The 670-nt window shown below is 48.2% G+C and carries 2 protein-coding genes; both read left to right on the forward strand.

Annotated elements, in window-relative coordinates; all coding sequences use genetic code 11:
- A partial coding sequence (locus EQY_RS0123245) for a DUF551 domain-containing protein (protein ID WP_038809377.1) occupies window positions 1–264 on the forward strand: 264 nt, incomplete at its 5' end.
- Window positions 264–659: a hypothetical protein gene (locus tag EQY_RS0123250; protein ID WP_000787528.1), complete on the forward strand. Its 396-nt coding sequence runs from the start codon at window positions 264–266 to the stop codon at window positions 657–659. The genes EQY_RS0123245 and EQY_RS0123250, both read left to right, overlap by 1 nt.
- Window positions 660–670 lie beyond the last annotated feature (11 nt).

Consider the following 670-nt stretch of genomic DNA (forward strand, 5'->3'; position numbering starts at 1 on the left):
ACACCGCTTTACGCAGCGCCGTCAGCGCCGTCAGCGCCGTCAGCGCCGGTAGCTCCAGATAGTTGGATAAGCTGTAGTGAGCGAATGCCAAAAGATGGTCAGCACGTAATTATTTTATGTGATGGCGCATTCGTTCTTTATGCGCAATATCGAGACGGTGAGTTTTTTGATGTCGTCCGCAATGGTGAGGAGTTCTTCGAAACGCAGAGCCGCAATGTAACCCACTGGATGCCGCTACCGGAACCGCCGCAGGAGGTGAACTGATGAAAAATGAAGTCGACAATGTTATCACCCTCGTACAGCCAAAATCAGAGGAGGAAGGACTCCTCAACGTTGTGATAACCGACGAAAAAAGTGTCGAGCAAAAATGCTGTCAGCATATCCGTACAACAATTTCAGAAGTGAATCGTACGATTACCTGCAAACGGTGTGGATTGACTTTAGATCCGTTCGAACTTGTTCTCGACCGTGCGAGAAACGGTGAAAACATCGTGTCTGAGATTAAATCACTCTATGCAAAGCGGGATGCTCTTCGTGAAGCTGTGGCAAAACTTGAACGTGAAGAGAAAAACGCCAAAGCCCGGTTACGAGCAGCCAGGACAGCAATACTGTATGCGGAAAATGACCTTAAAAATATTGAGCAGGAGGTGAATCGATGACCTGGCCTGAA

The organism is Escherichia sp. TW14182 (assembly GCF_000208525.1).
Classification (GTDB): Bacteria; Pseudomonadota; Gammaproteobacteria; order Enterobacterales; family Enterobacteriaceae; genus Escherichia; species Escherichia ruysiae.

Coding starts and splice junctions, on each gene's coding strand:
- EQY_RS0123250 (WP_000787528.1), top strand. CDS start 264: ATGAAAAATGAAGTCGACAATGTTATCACCCTCGTACAGCCAAAATCA.